This window comes from Streptomyces caelestis (genome assembly GCF_001279005.1).
In the GTDB taxonomy this organism is placed as follows: domain Bacteria; phylum Actinomycetota; class Actinomycetes; order Streptomycetales; family Streptomycetaceae; genus Streptomyces; species Streptomyces heliomycini.
The window spans coordinates 208,678-230,643 of sequence record NZ_LGCN01000119.1; the positions used below are offsets into that span (position 1 = coordinate 208,678).

Genomic DNA, 21,966 nt, shown 5'->3' on the forward strand with positions numbered 1-21,966 from the left:
GTCGGAGGCACCTGTCACACTTCGGTGGCGTGCGGGGGAGCGACGCGGGTAGTCGCGCGGTGTGATCGGTGAGTGAGGGCGGACCGGATGGAACCAGTTCCAGTCGACGAGGGGGACACGGTGCCAGGGGCGCCACGGCTGCGGGCTTCGTACACCCTGGACGAGGACGGCGCCTGGATAGCCCAGGCGCGCCACCTCGCCGCCGCGTTCCTGACCCGGGCACGGGCGGAGGACGGCCTGGCGGTGTCGGCCCGCGCGGTGGAGATCACCCAGCTCGTGGTCAGCGAGCTGGTCACCAACGCCCGCAAGTACGCCCCGGGTCCCGTCGGCCTCGACCTGCGGGTGGCCGGCGACGCCGTCGAGGTGGTGGTCCGGGACGGCAACCCCGAGCCGCCGGTGGCCCGGAACGCGGACCCCGGCCGGGTGGGCCAGCACGGACTGGAGATCGTGATGGCCGTCGCCCAGGCCCTGGACGTACGCCAGGAGCCGGCCGGCAAGAGCATCACGGCCCGCATCTCGCTGCTCGCCTGAGCCCGCCGGGCCCGCGGCCCACTCGCCGTTCCCGGCCGAGGAGGGCTGTTCCGTCCGGACGACCTCGCCGTCCGCCGTGCACCGCGCGCCCCGGCGTCCGGCGGACCGCACGACGGGGAACGGTCCGCGTCCGCCCTCGTGCGGGGTGGCCGCCCGCCCGGTGCGGTCGCGGACGAGCCGTACCCGGACGGGCGCGAACGCGCCGGTGGACCGCTGCCCGGCCCGCTGTCCGAAGGCGGCGGCACAACCGGAACAATGGGGTCGCCGGTGCGGTTCTCACTGGTGGACGCCGCAGGACACGTGGGAGAAGGGCGAGACGAAGATGACGACGAACGAGGAGAGGGCGCTGCTCGCGGGCGGCTGCTTCTGGGGCATGCAGGAGCTGATCCGCACGTTCCCGGGCGTACTGACCACGCGGGTGGGCTACAGCGGCGGTGACGTGCCGAACGCGACCTACCGCGACCACGGCACCCATGCCGAGTCGATCGAGATCACCTATGACCCCGCCGTCACCGACTACCGCACGATCCTGGAGTACTTCTTCCAGATCCACGACCCGAGCACGAAGAACCGGCAGGGCAACGACATCGGGACGAGCTACCGCTCCGCCATCTTCTACGTCGACGACGAGCAGAAGCGCGTCGCCGAGGAGACGATCGCCGATGTGAACGCCTCGGGGCTGTGGCCGGGCCCCGTGGTGACCGAGGTCGTGCCGGCCGGCCCGTTCTGGGAGGCCGAGCCGGAGCACCAGGACTACCTCCAGCGCTACCCGGACGGCTACACCTGTCACTTCCCGCGGCCCGGCTGGCGTCTGCCGAAGCGCGCGCAAGCCTGACCGGACGCCCGCCCCGGCCCACCGGGGGCCGGGGCGGGCGCGTTCGGTCAGCCGAACTGGCCGGGCCGGTAGCCGCCGGCGGGCTGCTGGTTGATGACGTTGATGCGGTTGTAGGCGTTGATGACCGCGATCAGCGAGATCAGCGCGGCGAGCTGGTCGTCGTCGTAGTGCTTGGCAGCGTTCGCCCAGACCTCGTCGCTGACGCCGCCGGCCGCGTCGGCGAGCCGGGTGCCCTGCTCCGCCAGTTCCAGCGCGGCCCGCTCCGCCTCGGTGAAGACGGTGGCCTCCCGCCAGGCGGCGACCAGATGGAGCCGGACCGACGTCTCCCCGGCCGCGGCGGCGTCCTTGGTGTGCATGTCGGTGCAGAAGCCGCAGCCGTTGATCTGGCTGGCGCGGATCTTCACCAGCTCCTGGGTGGCGTGCGGCAGCCCGGAGTCCGTCACCGCCCTGCCCGCCGAGTTGATGTGCCTCAGCACCTTGGCCCCGACGGGGTTGGCGAAGAAGTCGATGCGCGCTTCCATGATGATCTCCTGGTCGGTTCTTGCGGTTACGCAGCACTGACGGACGGGCTCCACTTCGTGTGACCGGAACGGAAGTGTGACCTACGTCTCTCTGTCGGGCGGCACCGCGCAGCGTACCGTTCCCGGGGCACCGGACGACCGATAACCTGGCCGAATGGACGGGGAGCGGAGCGTCGGTGAGTGAGCGTCGGGAACGCGACTGGACGGACATGACGCCCGGGGACTTCGATCTCGACGCCCCGCTGTACCTCAACGTGGGGACCGGCCCCGTCGTGGTGCCGGCCGAGCCGGACGAGTACGGCACGGCGCCGCTGTTCGGGGAGGAGACCCCGGCGCGGGAACCCGGTCCGCGCCGCACCCCGCGCCGGACCGCCCCCACCGAGCAGGGGCAGCTGTTCTGAATCCGGCGCGGGGAGCCGTCACGCTCCGCGGGCCGTGCCGAGGACGCGGACGTGCCCGCCCGAGCCGCTCACCTCGTAGGAGGCCCGGGCCCCGGGTGGCGCCGATGACGGACTCGAGCGTGGTCCGGCCCCGACCGCCGGCGGAGACCTCGATCCGGAAGTCCTCGGCGCAGGCGGCCTCCCGGTCGAGGTCCACCGCGCACAGGTCGCGCACCGCGCCCGGGCCGACCCGCGCCCACCGCGGGTCCGAGGCCCGGCTCGACCGGCGGGTGCCGGCGTCGCCGTCGGAGGCGGGGGCGCCCGTGTGCTCCGTGCGTGAGGGCGTGCCGGAGGACTGAAAGGCGGCCCCGCGACCGCTTGGTTCAGGAGGTGATTCACGTAGTGGGACATCGCGCGGACGAGTCCCCGGACGGGAAGGGGTGGGCGGGCGCCCGCCGGCGGGGTGACATGCCGGGCCGAATCCGCATGCCTTGACCGCCGGGCCGGGGGTACGCGGGCGGGGCGGTCGGATCAGGCGGGGAGGAGCGGAGAGGGGGACGGGTGTGCGAGGCGCGGGGCGTGGCGTTCCGGGGCGGGGATTTCACCCCATCGGCGGACGTCCGCTGCGCGGGCGTGACCGCCGTGAGACGTTGACGGCACCCGATGCCCTTTTCGATCCTTTTGCCCCCGGATCGCTCGCAGTCGGCAACCGAACGTACGGCCACCCGTCCGTGGCCGGTCTGAAGCGGAGGAGTGTCACCCCCATGAGCGAGGCCAACCCCGTCAAGCGGGCAGCGAAGAAGATCACCGAGAAGCTGCAGGACGACGGATCGGCCCCGGCCGACGGCATTCCCGGACGGCCCGGCCCCCAGCCGCCGTCCGTGGCGGAGCCGACCGAGCCCCGTGAGCCGTTGCCGCCGAAGCCGGACCAGAGCGGCCCGGCCACCGTGTCGCCCACCGGCCAGCCCACCGGCGCCGACCAGGCCAGGGTGGCGCAGTCCGGGAGCTATCTGACCAACGCGCAGGGCACCCGGCTGTACGACACCGACCACTCGCTCAAGGCGGGTCCGCGCGGTCCCGTACTGCTCCAGGACCACCACCTGCGCGAGAAGATCATGCACTTCGACCACGAGCGCATCCCGGAGCGTGTGGTCCACGCCCGCGGCGCGGGCGCGCACGGGGTCTTCCAGAGCTACGGCACGGCGGCCTCCGTGACCAAGGCGGGGTTCCTCGCCCCGGACGTCGAGACGCCGGTGTTCGTGCGGTTCTCCACCGTGGTCGGCTCACGGGGGTCCGCCGACACCGTGCGCGACACCCGCGGTTTCGCCACGAAGTTCTACACCAGCGAGGGTGTCTTCGACCTGGTCGGCAACAACATCCCGGTCTTCTTCATCCAGGACGCCATCAAGTTCCCCGACGTCATCCACGCCGCGAAGCCGCACCCGGACCGGGAGATCCCGCAGGCGCAGAGCGCGCACGACACCTTCTGGGACTTCGTCTCGCTGCACACCGAGGCGACCCACCACACCATCTTCTTCATGGGCGACCGCGGCATCCCGCGCTCCTACCGCATGATGGAGGGCTTCGGCGTCCACACCTTCCGGCTGGTGAACGCCGAGGGCGGCACGACCCTGGTGAAGTTCCACTGGAAGCCCAAGCTGGGCGTGCACTCCCTGGTGTGGGACGAGGCGCTGACGATCAACGGCGTCGACCCGGACTTCCACCGCCGGGACCTCGCCGACGCCATCGAGGCGGGCGCCCATCCGCAGTGGGAGCTGGGCATCCAGACCTTCCCCGACACCCCGGAGCAGACCTTCGAGGGCATCGACCTGCTGGACCCGACGAACATCGTGCCCGAGGAGCTCGCCCCGGTGCAGCCGATCGGGCTGATGACCCTCAACCGGAACCCGTCCAACTTCTTCGCCGAGACGGAGCAGGTCGCCTTCCACGTCGGTCACCTCGTGCCCGGTATCGACGTCACCGACGACCCGCTGCTCGCGGGACGGCTGTTCTCGTACCTGGACACCCAGATCACGCGCCTGGGCGGCCCCAACTTCCCGCAGCTGCCGATCAACCGCCCCCACGCCCCGGTCAACGACATGCTGCGCGACGGCATGCACCAGACCGCCGTGCACCGGGGCGTGGCCCCCTACCGGCCCAACTCCCTCGACGGCGGCTGCCCGTTCACCGCGGGCGCGGACATGAGCGCGTTCATCGAGACGCCGGTGACCGTCCCGGAGGGGCGGAAGGTGCGCGAGGCGCCGGAGTCGTTCGCGGACCACTTCAGCCAGCCCCGCCGGTTCTGGCTGAGCATGAGCCCGGTGGAGCGCGAGCACATCATCGGCGCGTATACCTTCGAGCTGGGCAAGTGCTACGAAGAGGCCATCAGGGTGCGGACCCTCCAGGTCCTGGCCAACATCGACCCCGAACTGTGCGCCGGCGTCGCCGAGGGCCTCGGTCTGCCCGCGCCCGAGCCCACCGTCCCGCTCGCCGACGTCGAACCGAGCCCGGCCCTCTCGCAGATCGGAGGGACCTGGCCGGTGGACGGCCGTGTCATCGGCATCGTCGCCGGCCCGGACGGCGACCTCGAAGGCGTCCACGCGGTGCGCGACGCGGTGCTCGAGGCGGGCATGGTCCCGCTGGTCGTGGCGCCGGCCGGCGGCACGCTCGGCTCGGGCGACTCGGCCCTGACCGTCCAGCGCAGCTACGTCACCGCGCGCTCCGTCGAGTTCGACGCCGTACTGCTGGCCGGGGCGCCGGCCATGGGCGACGACCTGCCCGGCGCGCGCGACGGCAAGGGCGCGCCGTCCGCCGCGCAGCGGACGGCGACCGATCCGCGGATCGGGATGCTGCTGGCCGAGGCGTTCCGGCACGGCAAGGCGATCGGCGCGTGGGCGGGCGGCGAGGCGGCCCTGGAAGCGTCCGGCGTCCCCACCGACGCCCCCGGCGTCGTGGTCGGCGACTCCGGCTCCGCCGTCCTCGGGCAGGTCCGCGAGCTGCTGGGCTCGCACCGCGTCTGGGAACGCTTCACGGCCCGGGCCTGACACCCCGGCCCCGGCCGCGCTCGGCCCCCGGCGACCGGCTCGCCCCGGCCGCCGGGGGAGCGGACCGGCGCCGGTGGGTCCCCGGCGGCCGGGCCGGACCCTCGGCGCGCCGTCGGAGCCCGTGCGGCGGTGCGTGAGAGCGGCCGGCCGCACGAGCGGCCCCGATGGCACCAGGCGCTGCCGGCCGCCCTGCCCGTCCGTCCGCGCGGTCGTGGGGGTGGCCGGACGGTTGTCGGCGGGTGTGTGGTGATCGGTTCGGGCTGGTGGTGGTGAGTGCCTCCGCCCTGGGTGTCCGCGCGGTCGTGGGGGTGGCCGGACGGTTGTCGGCGGGTGTGCGGCGGCCGCCTCGGACCCGGTGGCGGCGAGGTGCGTGCCACCCGTCGCCCGTCCGGCCGCGGCGCCGGACGAGCCGCGGTCCGGTCGGCCGCGGTGTGCCGTCCCGTCACCGTACAGTGGGGGGACGGCCGGATTCCGACGGAACCGGCCGGCGGGCACCCGTACCGCCTCCCCGCCCGAGAAGCCGGTCAGGACATGCGCCACCACCCCTCCCCGCCCCACGGCCCGCAGGAGCCGCTCTTCGGCCTCGACGCGTTGCCGGCGCCGCCGGCGGCCGAGCCGGCGCCGTCCGCTCCCGCCTTCCGGGACTCCGCGCAGGCGCGCCGGCTTCTCGCGATCCGGGAGATCCACGCCGAACCGGCCGCCGCCGCCTCGCCCCGCGGGCGGCAGGTCCTCGCCCGGTTCCCCGGAGCCCGGCTGATCGAGACGGACTCCCACTGGCGCGTCCCCGAACTGCACGGCAACGAGGGCAGCGCCGACCGCTGGATGCGGATCAAGCGCGAGACCCTCGTCCTGGGCGTGAAGAAGACACTCACCACGCGCCCCAACGGCCGCTCCGCCGACTGGATCGCCCCCGGCCCGTCCAACGGCTGCGCCCTGTCCTGCGTGTACTGCTACGTGCCCCGCCGCAAGGGCTTCGCCAACCCGATCACCCTCTTCACCAACATCGACCGGATCATCGCCCACCTCGGCCGCCACGTCGCCGCCCAGGGCCCCAAGACGGAGCCCAACCAGTGCGACCCCGGGGCCTGGGTGTACGACATCGGGGAGAACGGCGACTGCTCCGTCGACGCCCTCGTCTGCGACAACACCGCCGACCTGGTGCGCGCCTTCCGCGACTGGCCCACCGCGAAGGCGTCCTTCGCGACCAAGTTCGTCAACCCCGACCTGCTGGAGCTCGACCCGCGCGGCCGCACCCGCATCCGGTTCTCGGTGATGCCGGCCGACGACTCACGCCTGCTGGACCTGCGCACCAGCCCGGTCGACCGGCGGATCGCCGCCGCCGCGGACTTCCTCGACGCCGGGTACGAGGTGCACTTCAACCTCTCGCCCGTCGTCGTCCGCCCCGGCTGGCAGGACGCCTGGGCCGAACTGCTGCGGCACATGGACGACGTACTGCCGCCGCGCGTGAAGCGGCAGGCCCGCGCCGAGGTCATCATGCTCACCCACAACGCGGACCTGCACGAGGTCAACCTCCGCTGGCACCCGCGCGGCGAGGACGTGCTGTGGCAGCCCGCCGCGCAGGAGACCAAACGCTCCCAGAACGGCGCCCTCAACCTCCGCTACCGCGCCGACATCAAGCGCCGGGCCCTCGCCGACCTGCGGGAACTGGTCGCCCGGTGCGCGCCGTGGCTCGATATCCGCTACGCCTTCTGACGGAGCGGCAGCAACCCGTTCCGGCTTCCTCCCAGGTCACCCCCCGGTAACGGAAATTAAGGGTAGGCTAACCTTGCCTCGTGATTCCTGCTGAAGAGGCGGCCCCGGGCCCGCGCGGCCATCAACTGTCGGCCACCGACGTGACCGTGGCGTACGACGGCGCCGACGTCGTGCACGACGCGGCGCTGACCCTGCGGCCCGGCGAAGTGACCGCCCTGGTGGGCCCGAACGGCAGCGGCAAGTCGACCCTGCTGCGCACCGTCGCCCGGCTGCAACGGCCGCGGAGCGCCACGCTCACGATCGACGCCGGAACCGACGCACTGGCCCTCGGCCCCCGGGAGTTCTCCCGCCGCGTCGCCCTGCTGCTCCAGGGACGCCCCACCCCCAGCGGTCTCAGCGTGCGGGACGTCGTCGAGTTCGGCCGCTACCCGCACCGGGGACGGTGGGGCGGCGCGGACCCCGGCGGCCGCGCCGCCGTGGACCGCGCCCTCGCCCTCACCGGCGTCGCCGAACTCGCCGACCGCGGCGCCGAACACCTCTCCGGAGGACAGCTCCAGCGCGTGTGGCTGGCCGGCTGTCTCGCCCAGGAGACCGGCGTCCTCCTCCTCGACGAACCGACCACCTACCTCGACCTGCGCTACCAGGTCGAACTCCTCGACCTCATGCGCGACCTGGCCGACGAGCACGGCATCGCCGTCGGCGTCGTCCTGCACGACCTCGACCAGGCGGCGGCCGTCGCCGACCGGATCGTGCTCCTCGCGGCCGGACGCGTCGTCGCCGAGGGCCCGCCCGAGGACGTCCTCACCCCGCAGCGCCTGACCGAGGTCTACGGCATCCGGATCGAGGTCGACACCGACCCCCTCACCGGCCGGCTGCGCACCCGCGCCCTCGGCCGTCACCACACCCGAAGCGAAAGGCTCGGCACCACCTCATGAGACGCCTCCTGCTCACCGCGCCCCTGGCCACCGCCGCCGCTCTCCTGCTGGCGGCCTGCGGCACCACCGAACCCGCCGCCGACGACGCCGGCGCCAAGGAGTCCGCGCAGGCCATCACCCTCACCGATGCCACCGGCGCGAAGGTGGAACTCGACGGCCCCGCCGAGAAGGTCGTCGGCACCGAGTGGAACGTCGTCGAGCACTTGGTCTCCCTCGGCGTCGACCCGGTGGGCGTCGCCGACGTCAAGGGCTACACCACCTGGGACGCCGCCGTCCCGCTCAAGAACGAGCCCACGGACATCGGCACCCGCGGCGAGCCCAGCATGGACACCATCGCCTCGCTCGAGCCCGATCTGATCGTGGCCACCACCGACCTGCAGCCCGACGCCGTCAAGCAGTTGCGCAAGGTCGCCCCGGTCCTGGAGGTGAAGTCCGCCGACGCCGCCGACCCGATCGGGCAGCTGCTGAAGAACGTCGACCTCATCGCCGAGGCCACCGGCACCACCGAGCGCGCGGCCACGCTGAAGAAGGACTTCGACGCCAAGCTCGCCGAGGGGAAGAAGGCCCTCGCCGACGCCGGTCTGGACGGCGCGGAGATCGCCTTCGCCGACGGCTACGTCGCCTCCAACCAGGTCTCCCTGCGCCCCTACACCTCCGGTTCGCTGATCGGCGCCGTCAACGAGCGGCTCGGACTGAGGAACGCCTGGAAGCAGAAGGGCGACGAGGCCTACGGCCTGGCCGCCACCGACGTCGAGGGGCTGACCGACCTGGGCAAGGTGAACTTCGCCTACATCGGCAACGACGGCGACGCCGCCAGCGACCCCTTCGGCAAGGAGCTCGCCGACAACTCGGTGTGGAAGTCCCTGCCGTTCGTGAAGTCCGGCGACGTCCACCGGCTGGACGACGGCATCTGGATGTTCGGCGGCACCGGCTCGATGGAGGCGTACGCCGACTCCCTCGTCGCCTCGCTGACGAAGTAGCGCGATGGCCGTCACCGCCACCACTCCCACCGCCCGTCCGGCGACGGTGTCGTCCCGGGCGGGCGCGGCCGCGGTGACGAGCGCGCTCGTGCTCCTGGTCGCCGCCCTCGCCGTCGTCGACATCACCCAGGGCACCGCCGCGGTCGGCCCGGCCGAGGTCCTCAAGGCCCTCACCGGACGGGCCGACCCGGCCGACGCGTCCGTCGTCATCGCCTCACGGCTGCCCCGCATGACCGCCGGACTCCTCGTGGGCGCGGCCCTCGGCGCGGCCGGCGTCGCCCTGCAGGCCGTCAGCCGCAACGTCCTGGCCTCCCCGGACACCCTCGCCGTCAACGCGGGCTCCTACTTCGCCCTCGGCGTCGCCGCCGTCACCGGTGTGTCCCTGCCGCTGCTCGCCTCCTCGGGCATCGCCTTCGCCGGCGGACTCGCGGCGGCGGCCGTCGTCCTCGGACTGTCGGGGCTCGGCGCCGGCACCGTACGGCTGGTGCTCGCCGGCACCGCGCTCGCCCTCGGGCTCACCGCCGTCACCGAGGGGCTGCTCCTGCTGTTCCCGCGGCAGACCGAGGGCCTCTACCAGTGGAACCAGGGCAACATCGGCCAGAACGGCTTCGACGGCGTCCTTCAGATGCTGCCCGTCGCCGTCGTCGCACTCACCGGTCTGCTGCTCATCGCCCGCCGGGTCGACGCCCTCGCCCTCGGCGACGACGCGGCCCGCGGACTCGGCGTCCCGGTGCGGGCCACCCGCGTCACGGCCGTCGTCCTGGCGACCCTGCTCTCCGCGGCGGCCGTCACCCTGGCCGGCCCGATCGGCTTCGTCGGCCTGTGCGCCCCGGCCCTCGCCCGCCCGCTCGCCCGCCGGGCCCGTGGGCTGCGGCGGCTGCGGGCGGGCGTGCCGGTCGCGGGCCTCGTCGGCGCCGCGCTGGTGCTCGGGGCGGACGTGCTGCTGCGCGCGTTCGTCGACGCGGACACCGCCGTCGCGGTGCCCACCGGCGTGGTCACCAGCCTCGTCGGCGCGACGTTCCTGGTGGTGATGGCGGCCCGGCTCCGCGACACCGCCGGTGCCGCCGCGCCGGACAGGCTGCGCATCCGCAGCCGCGCCGTCTTCCTCACCACGCTCACCGTGCTGACGGTCGTCCTGGCCGGCGTCACCGTCGCCGCCGTCCTGCTGGGCGACAGCAAGCTGCTGCTGGGCGACGTGGCCAACTGGGCGCAGGGCAGGGCGGGCAGGACCGTCTCCTTCGTCCTGGACACCCGTGTGCCCCGGGTGTCCGCCGCGCTCCTCGCCGGAGCGGCGCTCGCACTGGCCGGCACCCTGGTGCAGGCCGTCACCCGCAACCCGCTGGCGGAACCCGCCGTCCTCGGCGTCTCCGGCGGCGGCGCGCTCGGCGCCGTGATCCTCGTGACGACGGTCCCCGTCGCCGGGGGCTGGGGCGTCGCCGGGGCGGCCTTCGCCGGATCCGCGGTCACCGCGGTCGTCGTGTTCGGCCTCGCCGCGCGCGGCGGCTACCGGCAGAACCGGCTGGTGCTCGTCGGCATCGGCGCCGCGACCGCCACGACGGCCCTGATCAGCCTGCTGATCGTGCTCACCGATCCGTTCAACGCGACCAAGGCCCTCACCTGGCTGTCGGGCTCCACGTACGGCCGGACCCTGCCCGACGTCCTCCCCCTCGCCGTCGTCCTCGCGGTCGGCGTCGCGGTGGCCGGAGTGCGGCACCGGGAACTCGACCTGGTCTCCCTCGACGAGGACACCCCCCGGCTCCTCGGACTCGACCCGGCGCGCGGGAGACTGGGCTTCCTCGTCCTGAGCGTGCTGCTCAGTGCCACCGCCGTCGCCGCCGCGGGCACCATCGGCTTCGTCGGCCTGGTCGCCCCGCACGCGGCGCGCGCCCTCGTCGGACGGCGGCACACCCGCGTCCTGCCGGTCGCGCTGCTCCTCGGCGCCGTCCTGGTGTGCACGGCCGACCTGGTGGGCCGCACCGTGATCGCCCCCGCCCAACTGGGCGCCGGCCTGATGACGGCCGTGATCGGAACGCCGTACTTCCTGTACGTGCTGGTGCGCAGCCGCCGGTAGCCCGCGCGGGCGGACTGCCGGACGCCGTCGGCCCGTCGCGGGACCGGCGGCGTCCGGCCCGGTGCACGACGGGCTCGGCCGAAGACCTTGACGGCCTGGTGGCACCTCCACGCGGTGCCGGCGCGGGCGGTCTTCGGGGAAGAGGCTGTCGAGCCGTGACGCGTGTGCGCTGAAGGCGCCCGCGGCCTTCGGCCCGGTCCGCGCTCCAGGAGGTGTGGCTCGACGCGCCGGTCCGCGTCCGGCCCGCGACGGACCTGGAGCCCGTCCGCGGGTGCGGCGTCGGCGGCCGTGGCGGTGCCGAGGACGCCGGGGCCGGGGCCGGGGCGGCGAGCGCGGTGGCGGGTCCTCGGTTCACCTCACGCGCACCCGACGGGCCGTCACCCCCCGGCCGCGCATCCGGACGATCGTGGCGGAACGTGCTCAGGCCCGCGCGGTACGGGGCGGCCGGTACGTCCATCCCCGGTCCGCGTCGGTGATCGGCCGCAGGACGCGGGCCGGGGTTCCGGCGACGACCGTCATCGGCGGCACGTCGGCGGTCACCACACTGCCCGCGCCGCCGACCGAGCCCCGCCCGACGGTCACCCCGGGCAGGACCACCGCGCCGGCGGCGGCGAGCTCCTTGCCGCGCAGCCGCTCCTCCTCGAGGCGGTCGAGACCGGGCGCCGAGTCGGTGCACAGCTCGTGGGCCGCCATGCGGCGGTGTACCTCGCGCTCGGCGCCGTCGTCCTGTGCCACGGGTTCTCCACGGGTGTCGTGGAAACGGACCGGCCGCACCACGGGGCGGTGGTGCGGCCGGGCGGGGCGGACCGGTCAGTCCGTGACGTCGGTGACCGTCCAGCGCTGATTGGCGCCGGAGTTGGGCTGCCACGTCGTGACCGCGGCGCCCTCGTGCGTGGACTGTCCGCCGACCTCGAGGAGCCGTCCGGTGGCCGCGTTGACCAGGGTCCAGGTGCCGTCGCCCGTGGTCGACATGATCCACTCGGCGGCCGGGTCCCGCTTGCCGGCGCCGGGCTCCGCCACCGGCACGTCGTCCCGTACGGCGAGACGCCTGCCGTCCACCGGGCTGGTGAACTCGTAGCGCTGCCGCACGCCGTCGTCGGGACGCACCGCGCTCAGCCGCCACCGCTGGGCGGCCGAGCCGTCACCGGAGCCGATCACGAGGTGCGTGCCGTCGTCCGCGACGGTGACCGCCTTGCCGCTCTGCACGCCGGTGAGGGTGTAGGTGTGGCCCTTGCGCAGCAGCGGGGCGTCCTTCGCGACGCCGGAGACGCCCTTGATCTCGAAGGACGTCACCGACTGGGCGGGTACGGCGAAGGTGGCCGCGCGGTCGGTGACCTTGACGGCCCGGTGCCGCTTCAGCTTGCCGTCGGCGCTGGTCACCACGGGGGTGACGGTCGCGTCGCGGCCGACGGTGCGGAACCTGGACAGGTCGACGGTGACGTTGCGGGCCTCGGTGGTGCCGTTGACGTGGACGAGTGAGGCGCCCTTGCCGTTCTTCGTCACCGCCGCCGCGCTGGAGGTGTCGTCCACCTTGATCAGCCGGTCGCCCGGCTTGATGAAGTGGGTGAAGTTGCGGGCGGTGTCGAACTTGGTGTTCGTGTGGATCGGGCAGGTCTCGAGAGTGTCCTCGGAGGTGCAGCCGAAGGGGAGCTGGATCTCGCCCCAGTTGCCGCCCGCGGCGGACTCGCCGCCGGGCTTCATGTTGTCGTGGTCCTCGACGGGCTGCCAGAACACCCAGGCGCGGGGCTCCAGTTCACGCAGGTCGTCGACGATGCGCTGGGCGAGGCCGAGACCGGGACGCATGTCCGTGAAGCTCTGTCCGTCGCCCCAGTCGCCCTCGACCTCGCTCATCCACAGCGGCTTGTCCTCGGCCTTGGCGATGTCGCGCACGGTGGTGCGCTGACCGGTGCCGTAGGTGTGGACGTTCAGCCGGCCGACGAGGTCACGCGTCTCGGGGGAGTAGGCGTTCCAGTTCTGGGCGAAGATCGACGGGTTGGTCTCGTCCATGGCGGAGATCTCCGCCTTGGTCTTCGCCTTCTTCAGCGCCGGGGCGAGCGCGTGGAGCACCTTCTCCTGGAGCCCGGGGCCGATGTGGGCGCCCTCCTGGCGTCCGCCGACGGGTTCGCCGTCCGCGCCGAGGCGGGTGCTCCAGTAGTTGGTGTTCGGCTCGTTGAAGGGGTCGACGGTGTCGACCTCGATGCCGTGCGCCTTCTCCAGCCGTTCGGTGGCGCCCGCCAGGTAGGCGGCGAAGTCGTCGACCGACTCGGTCCTCAGCTGGTCGGCGCCTGCGTCGAACCCACCGGACACGTAGCCGCTGACCGTCATGAACCAGGGCGGGGAGTTGCTGAAGGTCTCCCAGTGGGTGATGTCCTTCTTGATGCGGTCCACCCACCAGCGCTGGGTGGCGTCGGCGTTCTCGTTCCAGTCGGTGGGGTCCTCGGCGTCCCACCAGTCGGTGTCCTCCCGGGTGGTGCCCGCGGGCGCCTTCCACCAGCCCTCGACCGCGCCGCCGGCGCGCAGGTAGTCCTTCACGTCCGGGGCGTTGCCGCCGCCGATGTTGTACCGGGCGATGTTCAGGGCGAGGCCGTCGTCGCCGAACAGCAGCCGCGCGAGCTTCTCGCGGATCTCCGGCGGGTAGTCGCCGGTGGCGTTGGCGAACCAGACGAGGCTGGTGCCCCAGCCCTCGAACTCCTCCTGCTGGTAGGAGGGGTCGGGCCGGACGGTGACGGAGGGGAGGTCCGCGGCCTGGGCGGCGGACGTCGGCCCGGGGATCAGGGCGGCCCCGGTGGCCAGGGCTGCGGTGAGCCCGGCGGCCCTGAGGAGCCGTCTGTTGCGGGTGCGGCGTGCCATCGGTGTGCTCCCAACAGTGAGGTGTGGTCGCGCTTCGGTGGCCCCTCCCGACGCGGCGGCGGCCGGCGGGAGGGGACGGCCCCCGGAACGGACGCGTGCCGTTCCGGGGAGTCGTGGGGTGTCAGGCGGCGGGCTGCCGCAGTACGGCGACCGCGCGGGGCCCGAGCGTGAGGGCGCCGTCGGCGCCGGTGGAGCCGACGAGCGCCTCCCCGTCGAGGCCGCGCACCACGACGGTGTCGTCGGTCCGGTTCACCAGGAACAGGAACCGGTTCTCGGCGTCCCGGCGTACGACCGGCTCGATGAGTCCTCGCACCTCGGCGGGGAGTTCGCTCTCCACGCCGGCCGGCCCCAGCAGCCGCGGCAGCAACGAGGTGAGCCCCTCGACACCGAGCCGGGTGGAGACGTACGCGGCGGAGCCCCCGCCGGTCGGACGCCGGGTGACGGCGGGCCTGCCCGCCTGCTCGCCGGTGCGGTAGGCGGCCAGGACCTCGGTGTCGCCGTCGGTGACGGTGATCCGGTCGGTCCACAGGCTGCCCGTCAGGGAGCCGTCCAGCTCCACGCTCTCGTCGCCGAGCAGCGGGCCGAACTCCTCGACGCGGATGCCGAGCAGTTCGCGCAGGGCGCCCGGGTAGCCGCCCAGCCAGACGTGGTCGTTCTCGTCGACGACGCCGGAGAAGTAGGTGGTGACCAGGTGCCCGCCCTGCTCGGCGTAGCGGGTGAGCTCCTTGGCGAGTCGGGCGGGGACCACGTGCAGCACGGGCGCGATGAGCACCTGGTGGCGGGAGAGGTCGGCGCGGGTGGTGACCAGGTCGGCGCGGATGCCGAGGGCGAGCAGCGCCGAGTACCAGTCGAGCGCTTCCTGCCGGTAGGAGAGCAGGGCGGTGGGGTGCGAGTCCTGCTCGCTCGCCCACCACGACGCCCAGTCGAAGAGGATGCCGACCGAGGCCGTCTCGCGGTGCGAACCGGCCACCGGCGCGAGGGCCCGGAGTGTGGCGCCGAGGCCGGCCACCGCGCGGAACACCTCGCTGTCCTCGCCGGCGTGCGGGACCATCGCCGAGTGGTACTTCTCGGCGCCGGCCGCGGACTGGCGCCACTGGAAGTAGCAGACCGCGTCCGCACCGTGCGCCACGTGCAGCAGGGCGTCGCGTTCCAGGTCGCCGGGGCGCTTCGCCACGTTGACAGGCTGCCAGTTGACGGCGCTGGTGGAGTGCTCCATCAGGAACCAGGGCCGGCCGGACGCGATGCCGCTGGTCAGGTTCGCGGAGAAGGACAGCTCGTCGCGGTCCTGCGGGCCGGGGTGGACGTAGTGGTCGTTGGAGACGAAGTCGACCTCGTCGGCCCAGTCCGCGTAGTCCATGCCCTTGGTGTTGCCCATCACCATGAAGTTCGTGGTGACCGGGGTGCCGGGGGTGAGCTCCTTGAGGATCTCCCGCTCGGCGACCAGGTGGTCCTTCAGGGCGTCCGAGGAGAACCGCTTGAAGTCGAGCTGCTGCGTGGGGTTCGGGTGCGAGGCGGCCAGCCGGGGCGGCAGGATCTGGTCCCAGTCGGTGTAGCGCTGCGACCAGAACGCGGTGCCCCAGGCGTGGTTGAGGGCGTCCAGCGTGCCGTAGCGGGCGCGCAGCCAGGCGCGGAACGCGCGGGCCGCGTCGTCGGAGTAGTCGTAGACGTTGTGGCAGCCCAGCTCGTTGGAGACGTGCCAGGCGACGAGGGCCGGGTGCTCCCGGTAGCGCTCGGCGATCTTCCGGACCAGGCGCAGGGCGTGCTCGCGGAAGACGGGAGAGGTGGGCCGCCAGTGCTGGCGGGCGCCCGGCCACACCGTCTCGCCGTTCGCGGTGACGGGGAGGATCTCCGGGTGGGCCGTGGTCAGCCACGGCGGCGGGGAGGCGGTGGCGGTGGCCAGGTCGACGCCGATCCCGCCCGCGTGCAGCAGGTCCATGACCTCGTCGAGCCAGCCGAAGTCCCAGGTGTCGGGGCCCGGCTGGAGACGGGCCCAGGAGAAGATCGCCACGGAGACGACGTTCACGCCGGCCTCCCGCATCAGCCGGATGTCCTCCTCCCACACCTCCCGGGGCCACTGCTCGGGGTTGTAGTCGGCGCCGTACGCCAGTCGCGGGGCGGGGTCGCCGTCCGCTCCGCGCGACGTGCGGGAGTGGAGGGTGGAGATCATGGCGGTCCTTCCGAAGGTGGTGCACGGGGGCGGCGCGGCCGCAGGCCGCGCCGCCCGGCGTTCGTCACTGCTGTGCCGAGAACTACTTCTCGACGGTGAAGCCCTGCTCCTCGCCGTACTTCACCGAGGCGTCCTGCCAGGACTTCAGGCCGTCCGACAGCTTGGTACCGGAGATGTAGGCCTTGCCGACCGTGTCGTTGAAGATCGAGTTGGCGTACGCCTGGAAGGGCAGGTACGACCAGTTGTCGGCCACGTCGGCGGCGGAGGCGGCGAAGATCTCGTTGGCCTTCTGACCGCCGAAGTACGGGAACTCCTTGTTCAGGAACTCGGTGGACTTCAGCTCCGCGTTGGTGGCGGGGAAGGCGCCCTCCGACACACGGGTGGCGACACCGTCACCGGAGTTCGCGTACTCCACGAAGGCGTAGGCGAGTTCCTTGTTCTTGGCGAGGGCGGGCACGGTCAGCGCGCTGCCGCCGTTCTCCGCGCTGGCCTTGTCGCCCTCGGTCCAGGCCGGCAGCGCGGCCGCGCGCCAGTCGCCGGAGGCGTTCGGCACGCCGGACTCGAAGTTGGCCGGCATCCAGGCGCCGGTGGCCAGGGTGGCGATGGAGCCGTCACCGAGGCCCTTGTACCAGTCGTCGGTCCAGCCGGTGACGGGCGCGAGCAGCTTCTCGTCGATCAGCTTCTGCCAGACGGCCTCGTACTTCTTGGCGCCCGCGTCGTCGAAGTCGATCTTCACATTGGTGCCGTCGACCTTGTAGGGCCGCGAACCGGCCTGCCAGAGCAGGCTGGTGGTGAGGCCGGCGTCGCCGGTGTCGTTGGCGATGTAGACCTTGGGGTCGGCCTTGTGCAGCTTGCGGGCCGCGTCCAGGTACTCGTCCCAGGTGGTGGGGACGGCGACGTCGTACTTGTCGAAGATCTTCTTGTTGTAGAAGAGCGCCATCGGACCGGAGTCCATCGGCAGACCGTAGACCTGGTCGCCTTCGGTGACGGCGTTCCACGGGCCCGGCGTGTACGTGGAGGCCAGCTTGTCCGCGCCGTAGGCGGACAGGTCGGTCAGGCCCTTGGTGAGGGAGTACTGGCCGACCGAGAAGTACTCGAGCTGGGCGACGTCCGGGACGCCCTTGCCGGCGGAGACGGCGTTCGACAGCGCGGTGTAGTGCTTGTCGCCGGAACGCTCGCTGACCAGGTTGATCTTGACCTTGGGGTGCTTCTTCTGGAAGTCGGCGGCGACCGTCTTCAGCGTGGGCTCCCACGACCAGACGGTGACCGTGCCGCCCTTGTCCAGAGCCGCCTGGATGTCCTCGGCGGAGACCGCCTCGGTGCCCGAGCCGTCGTCCGAGCCGCCGCAGGCGGTGGCGCCGAGGGCGACGGAGGTCACGAGGGCGATGCCGCCCAGCAGGCGGCTGGTCCTTCTGCGCATGAGTGTGCTTCCACTTCTTCGTGGGTGGGTCGGGTGAGGGTGGGGGTCGGGTGGGGGTCACGCGAACGTGGGGCCCGGGGCGGCCGGTGGGCCGCGGGTGTCACTCCTTGACGCTTCCGGCGGCGAGTCCCGACTGCCAGTACTTCTGCAGGAACAGGAACGCCGCGATGAGCGGCAGGATGGTGATGAGGGAACCGGTGATCACCAGGTTGAAGATCACCTCGCCGCCGACCGTCTCCGCCTGGGAGTTCCACGCGCTCAGGCCCAGGGTCAGGGGGTACCACTCCGGGTCCTTGAGCATGATCAGCGGCAGGAAGTAGTTGTTCCAGGTGGCGACCGTGGTGAACAGCAGCACGGTCACGATGCCGGGGGCGAGCAACGGGAGCGCGACCTGGAAGAAGGTGCGCGCCTCGCTCGCGCCGTCCATCCGGGCGGCTTCCAAGAGTTCGGTGGGAATGGCCTCGGTGGCGAAGACCCACATCAGGTAGAGGCCGAACGGTGACACCAGCGACGGGATGACGACCGCCCAGGGCGTGTCGGTCAGGCCCATCTTGCTGAACATCAGGAAGGTGGGGACGGCGAGCGCGGTGCCCGGGACCGCCACCGCGCCGATGACCGTGGCGAAGATGCCGCGCTTGCCGGGGAAGTCGAACTTCGCCAGCGCGTATCCGCCGAGGACCGCCAGCAGGGTGGCGCCGCCGGCGCCCAGTACCACGTACAGCAGGGTGTTCAGCAGCCAGCGCGTGAAGACGCCGTCGTGGTACGTGAACGTGTCGTGGATGTTGTCCCACAGGGCGAAGTCGTCCGCGAACCACAGGCCGTTGGAGTCGCCCAGGCCCGACTGCGTCTTGGTGGCGTTGACGGCCAGCCAGATCAGCGGGGCCACGGTGTAGAGGACCACCAGCGAGGTCAGTGCGGTCAGCAGCTTGCTGCGCTTGGGTCTGCCGGGGCGGTGGGCCTTGGCGCGGCGCAGGCGCGGGGCGCTCTTCGCGCGGCCGGAGTCCTCGGCCGGGGCGGCGGGGACGGAGGTGGTGACAGGGGTGCTCATCGGGTCACGCTCCCTTGCGCATGCCGCGCAGCTGCACGAGGTAGGCGACCACCATGGTGATCAGGCCCATGATGATGGCCACGGTCGCGGAGTAGTTGTGCTGCTGGCCGCTGAAGGACAGCGAGTACGTGTAGAAGTTCGGCGTGTAGTCCGTGGTGATGGCGTTGCGGGCCAGCGGGCGCAGGATGTTCGGCTCGTTGAAGAGCTGGAAGCTGCCGATGATGGAGAAGATCGTCGCGATCACCAGCGCGCCGCGGATGGCGGGCAGTTTGATCGCGGTGACGACCCGCCACTGGCCGGCGCCGTCGATCTCCGCCGCCTCGTACAGGGAGTGCGGGATGACCCGCAGCGCCGAGTAGAAGATCAGCATGTTGTACCCGACGAACTCCCAGGTCACGATGTTGCCGATGGAGGCCAGCACCAGGTCGGGGGAGAGCGGGTCGGGGAGGGACCAGCCGAAGGCGGAGTTGAAGTCACCGACCAGGCCGTACTTGGTGCCGTACATGAAGCCCCACATGAGGGTGGCGACCACGGCGGGCACCGCGTAGGGCAGGAAGATCGTGATGCGGAAGAAGCTCTTGCCGTAGAGCCGGCCGCTGTCCAGGGCCAGTGCCACCAGCAGCGCGATGCCGAGCATGATCGGCACCTGGATGCACAGGAAGAGCGCGACCCGGCCGAGGGCGGCCCAGAACCGGTCGTCCTGGAGCGCCTGTTCGTAGTTGTCGAAGCCGACGAAGGTGGTTCCGCCGATGAGCTGGTCGCGGAAGAGGCTCAGATAGATCGAGTACACGATCGGCGCCAGGAAGACCAGGGCGAACACGGCCACGAAGGGGCCGATGAAGCCCCACCCCGTCCAGGAGCGGCGGTCCCGTCTGGCCGGGGGCGGGGCCGGCCGTGGCTCGGCGGCCACCGGCGGTTGCAGCGTCGTCATGTCGTTCCTCGCTCGTCAGCATGTCTGAGCCAGTGGCTCGTCCCGGCCTGGAGCCGGGGCGTCACGGCCCCTCCCGCACTGGATGTTTACGCAAACATCAGCCATTTGACAGGAGTGTCGAAGTGTTATGTTTACGTAAACATCTGGTGGCGGCATGTCTACACTGCCCCGAGGACGACGGTCAAGGGTCCCCTGGGGGAACCCGTGACGCGAGCAGCGACAGAGAGGCGGCTGACGTCGAGTGGACACGGTGGGGAGAACGCCGGTGAACCTGCCCGGCCCCACGGCCGAAGCGGCCGACGCCACGCGGGACACGGCCGGCGGCGCTCCGGCGCTCCGGCGCATCCGTGCCCGCACCACGGCCTCCATGGCCGACGTGGCCCGCCTGGCGGGGGTCTCGTCCCAGACCGTCTCCCGTGTGTCCAACGGCTACGCGGGCGTGACCGAGGAGACCCGCCGTCAGGTCCTGGCCGCGATGAAGGAGCTCGGCTACCGTCCCAACAGCGCGGCCCGCGCCCTGAAGCGTGGCGAGTTCCGCACCATCGGCGTCATCACCTTCACCCTGTCCACCACCGGCAACGTCCGCACCCTGGAGGCGATCGCCAACTCCGCCGCGCGCGAGGGCTACGCCGTGACCCTGCTGCCGGTCGCCGTGCCGACCCAGGACGAGGTGCAGGGCGCGTTCTCCCGGCTGGAGGAACTCGCCGTCGACGCCGTGATCGTCATCATGGAGGTCCACCTCCTGGACGCGGCGACGGTCACCCTGCCCCCGCACGTCCAGCTCGTCGTGGCCGACTCCGACGCCGGCAACCACTACACGGTCGTCGACACCGATCAGGCCGGGGGCACCCGGGCCGCCGTGCGGCACCTGCTCGACCTCGGGCACCGCACGGTGTGGCACCTGGGCGGCCCCGAGGAGTCCTTCGCGGCCCAGCGCCGCACGGACGCCTGGCGGGCCGCCCTCCTCGAGGCCGGACGCGTTCCGCCGCCCCTCGTCCGGGGCGACTGGTCGGCGGAATCGGGCTACCGGGCCGGCCTCGAACTCGCGGCCCGGGACGAGTGCACGGCCGTCTTCGCCGCCAACGACCAGATGGCGCTGGGCCTGTTGCGCGCCCTGCACGAACACGGCCGGCGCGTCCCCGAGGACGTCAGCGTCATCGGCTTCGACGACATCCCCGAGGCGTCCTCCTTCCTTCCCCCGCTGACCACCGTCCACCAGGACTTCGCCGAGGTGGGGCGGCTCTGCGTGCAGGCGGTGCTGAGCAAGATGCGCCGGGGCGGCCCGGAACGGGGTACCACGCTCGTCCCGACCCGGCTGGTGCCGCGGGCCAGCACGGCACCGCCGCCGGGGTCCGCCTGACGAGCGAACTCCCTTTCTCCGTGGACCGGTCGGCGTGCGGGTCCCGGTGACCGGGGGCGTGCCCGGGCCGCTTTCCTCGCGCTGCCGCACGCTGCCTTTGGCCCTCGCGCCGGGCCGGCCGGGCGGGTCACCGCCGGGTGCGCCCGCGCCGGCGTCCGCCCGGGTTTCCGGCTCCGCGCCGAGGCCGCCCGCTCCTTCGGCCCCGGCCCGGTGACCGCACCGGAACGGTTCCGGACGGACCCGGCGCCCTCTCCCGGGGCAGCGGCGTCCACGCGGGTGTGGCCAGGGTCTCCCGGTCCTTCGGTGATCGCCGGGGGGTACGGAGGCTAGCGTCCTCCCATGGACGTTTCTTCGGGCCCCGGTCCGCGCCGGCGGTCACCGGGCGGCGACGACGCGACCGGAGCCACGGCATGACGCCGCCGGAGATGCTCGGCGTCTTCGCGGCGGGCGTCGGCGCCGGCACCATGAACGCGGTCGTCGGCTCGGGGACGCTGGTCACCTTCCCCGTGCTGCTCGCCACCGGGCTGTCCCCCGTCACCGCCACGGTCTCCAACGCGCTCGGCCTGATCCCCGGCTCCGTCAGCGGCGCCATCGGCTACCGCCGGGAACTCGCCGGCCAGGGCCGGCGCGTCCGCAGGCTCGGGGTCGGCGCCGCGCTGGGCGGGCTCTGCGGCGCGACGCTCCTGCTGGCCCTGCCCGCCGAGGCGTTCGAGACCATCGTGCCGACCCTGGTGGGGCTCGCCCTCGTCCTCGTCGCGTTCCAGCCCCTGATCGGCAGGAAGGTGCGCAGCCGCCGCGCGAAGGGACACCCCTCCCGCCGCGACGGCGGATGGCCGCTGTCCGCCGGCCTGACCCTGGCCAGCGTCTACGGCGGCTACTTCTCCGCCGCCCAGGGCATCATCTACATGTCCCTGATGGGCCTGCTCCTCGACGAGCCGCTGCAACGCCTCAACGCCGTCAAGAACGTGCTCTCCGCGATCGTCAACACGGTCGCCGCGGCCTTCTTCCTCTTCGTCGCCGACTTCGACTGGACGGCCGTCGCGCTCATCGCGGCCGGATCCGCCCTGGGCGGCCAGCTCGGAGCGAAGGCCGGCCGCAGATTCAGCCCCGCGGTGCTGCGCGCCCTCATCGTCACGATCGGCACCGTCGCCCTCGTCCAGCTGCTCCGCTGATCACCGCC

Annotated in this window: 17 protein-coding genes; 10 read left to right on the plus strand and 7 right to left on the minus strand. The window is 72.7% G+C overall.

The window, feature by feature from the left end; all coding sequences use genetic code 11:
• The first annotated feature begins 87 nt into the window (after positions 1-87).
• Together ADK41_RS11765 and msrA are read left to right on the plus strand one after the other, a co-directional pair.
• Positions 88-531 (plus strand): ATP-binding protein, encoded by a 444-nt coding sequence (locus ADK41_RS11765; protein ID WP_030821151.1) that lies wholly within the window; start codon positions 88-90, stop codon positions 529-531.
• A 322-nt stretch (positions 532-853) separates the two neighbouring features.
• The gene (gene msrA / locus ADK41_RS11770) at positions 854-1,366 is read left to right on the plus strand and encodes a peptide-methionine (S)-S-oxide reductase MsrA (protein WP_030821149.1); all 513 of its coding nucleotides are present in this window, start codon (positions 854-856) and stop codon (positions 1,364-1,366) included.
• Positions 1,367-1,413: 47 nt separating this feature from the next.
• Here msrA and ADK41_RS11775 read toward each other — a convergent pair whose 3' ends face one another.
• Positions 1,414-1,887 (minus strand): carboxymuconolactone decarboxylase family protein, encoded by a 474-nt coding sequence (locus ADK41_RS11775; RefSeq protein WP_030821146.1) that lies wholly within the window; start codon positions 1,885-1,887, stop codon positions 1,414-1,416.
• Positions 1,888-2,063: 176 nt separating this feature from the next.
• Here ADK41_RS11775 and ADK41_RS11780 point away from each other — a divergent pair, with 176 nt between their 5' ends.
• The 6 genes from ADK41_RS11780 to ADK41_RS11810 all read left to right on the plus strand — a co-directional run bounded on the left by ADK41_RS11780 (position 2,064) and on the right by ADK41_RS11810 (position 11,010).
• A complete protein-coding gene (locus ADK41_RS11780) occupies positions 2,064-2,288 on the plus strand; it encodes a hypothetical protein (protein WP_030821143.1) in 225 nt (74 codons plus the stop codon).
• A 743-nt stretch (positions 2,289-3,031) separates the two neighbouring features.
• Entirely contained in the window at positions 3,032-5,311 is a 2,280-nt protein-coding gene (locus ADK41_RS11790) for a catalase (protein ID WP_030821138.1), read from the plus strand.
• A 531-nt stretch (positions 5,312-5,842) separates the two neighbouring features.
• Positions 5,843-7,024, plus strand: a complete 1,182-nt coding sequence (locus tag ADK41_RS11795; RefSeq protein ID WP_030821136.1) for a spore photoproduct lyase family protein — start codon at positions 5,843-5,845, stop codon at positions 7,022-7,024.
• Positions 7,025-7,104: 80 nt separating this feature from the next.
• Positions 7,105-7,959, plus strand: a complete 855-nt coding sequence (locus ADK41_RS11800; RefSeq protein ID WP_030821134.1) for an ABC transporter ATP-binding protein — start codon at positions 7,105-7,107, stop codon at positions 7,957-7,959.
• Entirely contained in the window at positions 7,956-8,939 is a 984-nt protein-coding gene (locus ADK41_RS11805) for an ABC transporter substrate-binding protein (protein ID WP_030821133.1), read from the plus strand. The genes ADK41_RS11800 and ADK41_RS11805 overlap by 4 nt, the downstream gene beginning before the upstream one ends.
• A gap of 4 nt (positions 8,940-8,943) precedes the next feature.
• Positions 8,944-11,010: an iron ABC transporter permease gene (locus ADK41_RS11810; RefSeq protein ID WP_030821132.1), complete on the plus strand. Its 2,067-nt coding sequence runs from the start codon at positions 8,944-8,946 to the stop codon at positions 11,008-11,010.
• Positions 11,011-11,430: 420 nt separating this feature from the next.
• Here the strand turns inward: ADK41_RS11810 and ADK41_RS44220 are convergent, their stop codons facing one another.
• The 6 genes from ADK41_RS44220 to ADK41_RS11840 all read right to left on the minus strand — a co-directional run bounded on the left by ADK41_RS44220 (position 11,431) and on the right by ADK41_RS11840 (position 19,426).
• Positions 11,431-11,745: a hypothetical protein gene (locus tag ADK41_RS44220; protein ID WP_053634758.1), complete on the minus strand. Its 315-nt coding sequence runs from the start codon at positions 11,743-11,745 to the stop codon at positions 11,431-11,433.
• 75 nt (positions 11,746-11,820) lie between these two features.
• Positions 11,821-13,860 carry an RICIN domain-containing protein gene (locus ADK41_RS11820; protein WP_030821130.1) on the minus strand — a complete coding sequence of 680 codons (2,040 nt, stop codon included), beginning with the start codon at positions 13,858-13,860 and terminating at the stop codon, positions 11,821-11,823.
• Between the two features lie 121 nt (positions 13,861-13,981).
• Positions 13,982-16,027, minus strand: coding sequence for a beta-galactosidase (locus ADK41_RS11825; RefSeq protein ID WP_030821129.1), 2,046 nt, complete (start codon positions 16,025-16,027; stop codon positions 13,982-13,984).
• Positions 16,028-16,109: 82 nt separating this feature from the next.
• Positions 16,110-17,447 (minus strand): ABC transporter substrate-binding protein, encoded by a 1,338-nt coding sequence (locus ADK41_RS11830; protein ID WP_030821128.1) that lies wholly within the window; start codon positions 17,445-17,447, stop codon positions 16,110-16,112.
• Between the two features lie 100 nt (positions 17,448-17,547).
• On the minus strand, positions 17,548-18,495 hold the full coding sequence (locus ADK41_RS11835) for a carbohydrate ABC transporter permease (RefSeq protein WP_030821127.1): 948 nt from the start codon (positions 18,493-18,495) through the stop codon (positions 17,548-17,550).
• Between the two features lie 4 nt (positions 18,496-18,499).
• Positions 18,500-19,426, minus strand: coding sequence for a carbohydrate ABC transporter permease (locus ADK41_RS11840; protein ID WP_030821125.1), 927 nt, complete (start codon positions 19,424-19,426; stop codon positions 18,500-18,502).
• Between the two features lie 367 nt (positions 19,427-19,793).
• On the opposite strand from ADK41_RS11840, the gene ADK41_RS11845 reads away from it, so the two are divergent.
• Together ADK41_RS11845 and ADK41_RS11850 are read left to right on the plus strand one after the other, a co-directional pair.
• Positions 19,794-20,786 (plus strand): LacI family DNA-binding transcriptional regulator, encoded by a 993-nt coding sequence (locus ADK41_RS11845; RefSeq protein WP_030821124.1) that lies wholly within the window; start codon positions 19,794-19,796, stop codon positions 20,784-20,786.
• A 410-nt stretch (positions 20,787-21,196) separates the two neighbouring features.
• Entirely contained in the window at positions 21,197-21,958 is a 762-nt protein-coding gene (locus ADK41_RS11850) for a sulfite exporter TauE/SafE family protein (RefSeq protein ID WP_030821123.1), read from the plus strand.
• Positions 21,959-21,966: the final 8 nt, after the last annotated feature.

Bases quoted from the DNA above. Each gene is read 5' to 3' on its own strand.
- ADK41_RS11765 (WP_030821151.1), top strand. From the start codon at position 88: ATGGAACCAGTTCCAGTCGACGAGGGGGACACGGTGCCAGGGGCGCCA.
- ADK41_RS11825 (WP_030821129.1), bottom strand. From the start codon at position 16,027: ATGATCTCCACCCTCCACTCCCGCACGTCGCGCGGAGCGGACGGCGAC.
- ADK41_RS11835 (WP_030821127.1), bottom strand. From the start codon at position 18,495: ATGAGCACCCCTGTCACCACCTCCGTCCCCGCCGCCCCGGCCGAGGAC.
- ADK41_RS11810 (WP_030821132.1), top strand. From the start codon at position 8,944: ATGGCCGTCACCGCCACCACTCCCACCGCCCGTCCGGCGACGGTGTCG.
- ADK41_RS11850 (WP_030821123.1), top strand. From the start codon at position 21,197: ATGACGCCGCCGGAGATGCTCGGCGTCTTCGCGGCGGGCGTCGGCGCC.
- ADK41_RS11845 (WP_030821124.1), top strand. From the start codon at position 19,794: ATGGCCGACGTGGCCCGCCTGGCGGGGGTCTCGTCCCAGACCGTCTCC.
- ADK41_RS11795 (WP_030821136.1), top strand. From the start codon at position 5,843: ATGCGCCACCACCCCTCCCCGCCCCACGGCCCGCAGGAGCCGCTCTTC.
- ADK41_RS11830 (WP_030821128.1), bottom strand. From the start codon at position 17,447: ATGCGCAGAAGGACCAGCCGCCTGCTGGGCGGCATCGCCCTCGTGACC.
- ADK41_RS11775 (WP_030821146.1), bottom strand. From the start codon at position 1,887: ATGGAAGCGCGCATCGACTTCTTCGCCAACCCCGTCGGGGCCAAGGTG.
- ADK41_RS11790 (WP_030821138.1), top strand. From the start codon at position 3,032: ATGAGCGAGGCCAACCCCGTCAAGCGGGCAGCGAAGAAGATCACCGAG.
- ADK41_RS11840 (WP_030821125.1), bottom strand. From the start codon at position 19,426: ATGACGACGCTGCAACCGCCGGTGGCCGCCGAGCCACGGCCGGCCCCG.
- ADK41_RS11820 (WP_030821130.1), bottom strand. From the start codon at position 13,860: ATGGCACGCCGCACCCGCAACAGACGGCTCCTCAGGGCCGCCGGGCTC.
- ADK41_RS11805 (WP_030821133.1), top strand. From the start codon at position 7,956: ATGAGACGCCTCCTGCTCACCGCGCCCCTGGCCACCGCCGCCGCTCTC.
- msrA (WP_030821149.1), top strand. From the start codon at position 854: ATGACGACGAACGAGGAGAGGGCGCTGCTCGCGGGCGGCTGCTTCTGG.